This window comes from Phenylobacterium sp. (assembly GCF_024508875.1).
Taxonomy (GTDB): domain Bacteria; phylum Pseudomonadota; class Alphaproteobacteria; order Caulobacterales; family Caulobacteraceae; genus Phenylobacterium.
Genome location: NZ_JANINU010000168.1, coordinates 1 through 5,174, shown reverse-complemented (window position 1 = coordinate 5,174; position 5,174 = coordinate 1). Strand labels below are relative to the sequence as shown.

Here is a 5,174-nt window from a genome sequence, read left to right as displayed (position 1 = left end):
TCAAGAACCTCAAGGGCAAGACGCTGACGAACCCCTGGAAGAAGCACGACAACATTCCGCTGTAGGGGCGGGGTGGACGCGGCTGCACACTCGGGTCAGCGCCGTACCAGGGGGTGCATTCCGTCGTGGCGTTGGGGTTCGCAGCCGCGCCCAGCATCATTCTTGCGCGGCGACGGCCCGGGCCGGGATCGGGTCAAACCCTGAGCGGCCGCGCGCCTAGACCTGGATCAGGTTGTGCTTCACCGCGAAGCGCACGAACTCGGGCCCGCTGTGAACGCCGGCCTTGCGCATGGCGGCGGCCCGGTGGGTCTCGACCGTCTTGATGCTGATGCCCAGCAGGCGGGCGATCTTCTTGTTGGAATTGCCCTCGGCGATGAGCTGCGCCACCTCCAGCTCGCGCAGGCTGAAGCTCTCCAACCTGCCCGGCGTGCGGCCGTGCACCACCGTCTCCAGCAGCAGGTCGGAGACGGACGGCGAGAAGTAGGGACGGTTGGCGCCCAGGGCCGAGATCGCGGCTTCCAGGTCCAGCTCGCTGTCGGTCTTCAGCAGATATCCGCGTGCGCCGGCCGCCAGGCCGCTGCTTACCGTCTCGTCGTCGTCGTGCATCGTGAAGAGCAGCACCCGCACGCTCGGCAGGTCGTGCCGCAGCCGCCGCGTCAGCGCGATGCCGTTCAGCAGGGGCAGCGAGATGTCGAGGATCGCGATGTCGGGGCTCTGGTTGAGCGCGATCTCCAGGGCGCGCTGGCCGTCGGCGGCCTCACCGCACACCTCCCAGCCCACGTGACTCTCGATCAGGTCGCGCACGCCCTTTCGAACAATCTCATGATCGTCGGCGACCATGATGCGCAGCATATCTGTCTCCAAGCCGGGGCCCGTTGACAGGAGTACGTGCCGACGCTGCGCGGACGCCCATCAGGCGAAACCCTCGCTCCGAGCCCGCAGACTCGGGAGGCGTCCAACACTTTATGCGCGAATATCGTGTACGAATTCCCCTCATGGCTGTAGCTTTTTGGAGGGAACAGGAGGGGAGCGGCCGAGCGCTTGCCGCCCCATGTGAGGCGCGAATGCTGGCGCGGACGGACGCGGAGCCGATCGGCTCCACCGACTATCGAAGCGTCTTCTCGGCGCTGCCCACGGCGATGGCGCTCGTCTCGAACGACGAGCGTGCGACCCGCATCCTGGGCGTCACCGACCGTTTCGCCGCGCTGCTCGGCGCCCGCACCGAGGACTTGGAAGGACGCGACCTCGCGCAGGTGTTCCCGCAGCGCTCCGCGGCCAGGGTCGGTCAGGCCGTCGCGGCCTCAACCGAAGCTCAACAGTCCGTGATGACGCGGGTCGCCCTGCCGCGGGGCGAGCGGCTTATGCGGCTCGACGTCGAGGCGCGCCCGACGCCCGAAGGAGTCCTCCTCGCGTTCGCCGACGCCGTCCGCCTGCCGAGCCGCGTCGCGCCGGGCAAGGAGGCCAATCCGGCGCTCGCGATCGCGCGGGCGGAACAGAACGAGCGCCGCCGGGTCGGCCGCGAACTCCACGACTGTACGTCCCAGCTCCTCGTGGCGGCCCAGCTCGGCCTGAGCGCCCTGGAACGGCGGACGGAGCTGAAGGGCGAAACGCGCCGCATCGCCGCCGACGTGCGCCGCTCCATCGCCGCGGCCCTGAAGGAGATCCGCACCTTCTCGTTCCTGCTGCACCCGCCGGGTCTGTCGGACGGCGGCCTGCCCAAGGCCCTAGAGGAGTTCGGCGCCGGCTTCGGTTCGCGCACGGGGCTGCGGATCGACGTCGAGGTGGGCCCAGGACCCTGGGTGCTACCCGCCACCCTGGAAATGGCGATGTTCCGCGTGGCGCAGGAGGCGCTGATGAACGTTCACCGCCACGCGGCGGCGCGCCGGGCGACGGTGCGCCTGTCACGCGAAGCGTCGGCGGTGGTGCTGGAGGTCGAGGACGACGGGGTCGGGCTGCGCCGGCGCAGCGGCCGACCTTCGCCGCCGGAGCCGCTGGGCGTCGGCCTCAGCGGCATGCTGGCGCGGATGACCCACCTGGGCGGCTCGCTCACCCTGGAGGAGCAGCGGCGGGGCCTGAAGGTCCGTGCCTGGGCCCCCGTCGCCGAGCGCTGACGCCGGCCGTCGGAGACCACCTGAGGCCCTACAGCGGGTTTCACCTGATGGCGAAGCTCAACCGCAGCGCGTACTCCTGACCGTGCCGCGAAGCCGAGGGCGCGCCCCCGATGCGCCAGCTTCCGGAAGGGCAGGGGTGGGCTCATGTACCGCAAGGTTGCGCCGACTGGATTGCTGCATACGCCCCCCGACCAGGGCGCGGTCCGGACACGTAGCTCGCGGCGCGTTGAGTCCACCCGTTGGCCCCTCGGCGTGTCGATGACCATAGCCCTGATCGCCTCGCTGGCGCTTTGGGCGGGGGCGATCGCCGGCGCCATGACGCTGATCGCGATGTTCTGATCGTCCGGTGGCGGCGGGCCGGAACAACCCCGCCGCCGCTCCGTTCCCCACGCCAAACGGGGTTCGCCCGTGAAGCGAAGGAGAACGAGCATGGCCGGTCGATGGACGGACGATAGGGATTGGCGCGACCGCGAGCTGCAGCGCCGTATGGACGAACGCTACGACGTCTTCGGCCTCAACGACGAGGGCGACCGCTACGCGGGGCGCGAGGACCGCAGCTTCGACCGCGACGAACGGGTCTTCGGCGAGCGCGAGAGCGGCGTCAGCTACAACCGCCCGCAGCGCGGCTTCGGGCGTAGCGAGAGCAATCGCTCCGGCTGGCAGGACCAGGACTACGGCGGCGTCTCGCCGGCGATGCGCCGGGGCGACTACGAGACGGGCTACCGCGCCAACCCGCGTTTCGGGAGCCAGGACTACACCCGCGGCGGCCAGGACCGCGGCGGTCGGTTCTATGGCGACGACGGCCGCGCGCGGCTGTGGAGCGGCGACTATGAGTATGGCGCCAGCTATCGCCCCTACGACGGCGAGGGGCGCCGTTTCGGCAGCGGCGAGGCCGATCGGCGCTGGGCGCGCGAGATGCGCCGCGGTCCCGACCGCACCTTCTCGGGCGGCACGGGTGGCTACGACTACGAACGCGGCTACGGCGACGGCGGACGCGAGTACGAGCGCAATCGCTACGAAGGCGGCGGCGAAGGCTTCGAGGATCGCGCCCGAGACGCCGGCGACTTCCTGCGCCGCGCCGGCCAGCGGATCTCGAACTGGTTCAGCGACGTCGCCGGCGAAGGCAGCTACGACCGCGGCTACGCCGAGGATCGCAAGCGCTATGACGAGTTCCGCGGCGCCCGTGGCCGCGGTCCGAAGGGCTACCAGCGCTCCGACGACCGCATCAGCGACGAAGCGCACCAGCGGCTGACCGACGATCCGTGGCTCGACGCGACCGAAGTGAACGTTTCGGTCTCAGGCGGCGAGGTCACGCTGTCGGGGACGGTGGACAGCCGCGAGGCCAAGCATCGCGCCGAACGGATCGTCGAGGACGTGTCGGGTGTGAAGCATGTCCAGAACAATCTGCGTGTAACGGCCGGCAGCTACTTCACGACCGCGGGCCGCGGCTACGGCGACAGCGTGCAGGAAGCCCGCATGGCGTCGAGCGACCCCGTGAAGGACGTCACGGATGGCGCCGCGACGCCCCCGGCGCAAAAGCGCAACTGACGATTTGAGACGGTCGGTGCGGGCTGGGCTTCCCCCGGCCCGCGCCGATCCGATCAGGCATATACGCCCGCGGCGTGCTCGTTGTCGCCGCGGCCCAGGGGGTCGGGCAACGGCTCGCCGCCCTTCACGAACGTCAGCGACACCGAATTGATGCAGTAGCGCAGCCGCGTGGGCGGCGGGCCATCCGGGAAGACGTGGCCCTGGTGGCTGCCGCAGCGGGCGCAGACCGTCTCGATGCGGACCATTCCGTAGGACGTATCGCGAATCCCCTTCACGTGCGCCTCGTCCACGGGCGCCCAGAACGAGGGCCAGCCCGTGCCGCTCTCGAACTTGGTCTTGTGGTGGAACAGCGGCAGGCCGCAGAGGCGGCAGCAGTAGACGCCGTCGTCCTTCTGATCGAGCAGTCCGCCGCAGAACGGCGCCTCTGTGCCGTGGTGCAGCAGAACGTCGGCTTCGGCGGGCGAAAGCGTCGCCTCCAGTCGCTTGCGTTCCTCAGCGTTAGGCGGCGAGAGAGAGAAGCCGGAGGGGGAGACTGCTGGCGTGTCCATGACCGTCAATTTAAGGTCCCTCCCTCCTCGGCGGAAGAGCGCCGTTGGAGCCATCGTTTAAGGGTTCGGATGTTCTCGAAGATTCTGATCGCCAACCGGGGTGAGATCGCCGTCCGGATCATCAAGACCTGCCGCCGCATGGGCATCAAGACGGTGGTCGTCTATTCCGAGGCCGACGCCGACTCGATGGCGGTGGAGATGGCCGACGAGGCCGTTTTCATCGGCGGCGCGCCGGCGGCCGAGAGCTACCTCGTCGCCGACAAGATCGTGGACGCGGTCCGCCAGACCGGCGCCGAGGCCATTCACCCCGGCTTCGGCTTCCTGTCCGAGAACGCGGGCTTCGCGCGTCGCCTGGAAAAGGAAGGCATCGTCTTCATCGGTCCCAACCCCAAGGCCATCGAGGCCATGGGCGACAAGATCGAGTCGAAGAAGTTCGCGGCCAAGGCGGGCGTGTCGACCGTGCCGGGCCACGTCGGCGAGATCGACGACACCGCCCACGCCATCAAGATCGCCGAGGAGATCGGCTATCCGGTGATGATCAAGGCCTCCGCCGGCGGGGGCGGGAAGGGCATCCGCGTCGCCTGGAACCGCAAGGACGTCGAGGAGGGCTTCCCGGCCGTGCGGGCCGAGGCCAAGGCCAGCTTCGGCGACGACCGCATCTTCATCGAGAAGTTCATCGAGAGCCCGCGGCACGTGGAGATCCAGGTCCTGGGCGACAAGCACGGCAACGTCGTGCACCTGTTCGAGCGCGAGTGTTCGATCCAGCGCCGGAACCAGAAGGTCATCGAAGAGGCGCCGAGCCCGCTGCTGGACGAGAAGACCCGCAAGGCGATGGGCGACCAGGCCGTCGCGCTGGCCAAGGCGGTCGGCTACGACAGCGCCGGCACCGTCGAGTTCGTGGCCGGCCAGGACCGCAGCTTCTTCTTCCTGGAGATGAACACGCGCCTGCAGGTCGAGCATCCCGTCA

6 protein-coding genes are annotated in these 5,174 nt (G+C 69.4%); 4 read left to right on the top strand and 2 right to left on the bottom strand.

Features of this window, described 5'->3' with window-relative positions; genetic code table 11:
- Positions 1-216: 216 nt before the first annotated feature.
- Positions 217-852, bottom strand: coding sequence for a response regulator transcription factor (locus Q0L11_RS13370; RefSeq protein WP_296597872.1), 636 nt, complete (start codon positions 850-852; stop codon positions 217-219).
- Between the two features lie 212 nt (positions 853-1,064).
- On the opposite strand from Q0L11_RS13370, the gene Q0L11_RS13365 reads away from it, so the two are divergent.
- From Q0L11_RS13365 to Q0L11_RS13355, 3 genes are all read left to right on the top strand, one after another.
- Positions 1,065-2,111 (top strand): histidine kinase, encoded by a 1,047-nt coding sequence (locus Q0L11_RS13365; protein ID WP_296597869.1) that lies wholly within the window; start codon positions 1,065-1,067, stop codon positions 2,109-2,111.
- A 144-nt stretch (positions 2,112-2,255) separates the two neighbouring features.
- Positions 2,256-2,450 (top strand): hypothetical protein, encoded by a 195-nt coding sequence (locus Q0L11_RS13360; RefSeq protein ID WP_296597868.1) that lies wholly within the window; start codon positions 2,256-2,258, stop codon positions 2,448-2,450.
- A gap of 90 nt (positions 2,451-2,540) precedes the next feature.
- Positions 2,541-3,659: a BON domain-containing protein gene (locus tag Q0L11_RS13355; protein ID WP_296597867.1), complete on the top strand. Its 1,119-nt coding sequence runs from the start codon at positions 2,541-2,543 to the stop codon at positions 3,657-3,659.
- 53 nt (positions 3,660-3,712) lie between these two features.
- On the opposite strand, the gene msrB is transcribed toward Q0L11_RS13355, so the two are convergent.
- The gene (msrB, locus tag Q0L11_RS13350; protein WP_296597866.1) at positions 3,713-4,207 is read right to left on the bottom strand and encodes a peptide-methionine (R)-S-oxide reductase MsrB; all 495 of its coding nucleotides are present in this window, start codon (positions 4,205-4,207) and stop codon (positions 3,713-3,715) included.
- Positions 4,208-4,276: 69 nt separating this feature from the next.
- On the opposite strand from msrB, the gene Q0L11_RS13345 reads away from it, so the two are divergent.
- Positions 4,277-5,174 (top strand): biotin carboxylase N-terminal domain-containing protein (locus Q0L11_RS13345; RefSeq protein WP_296597865.1); only part of this gene is annotated, 898 nt, incomplete at its 3' end.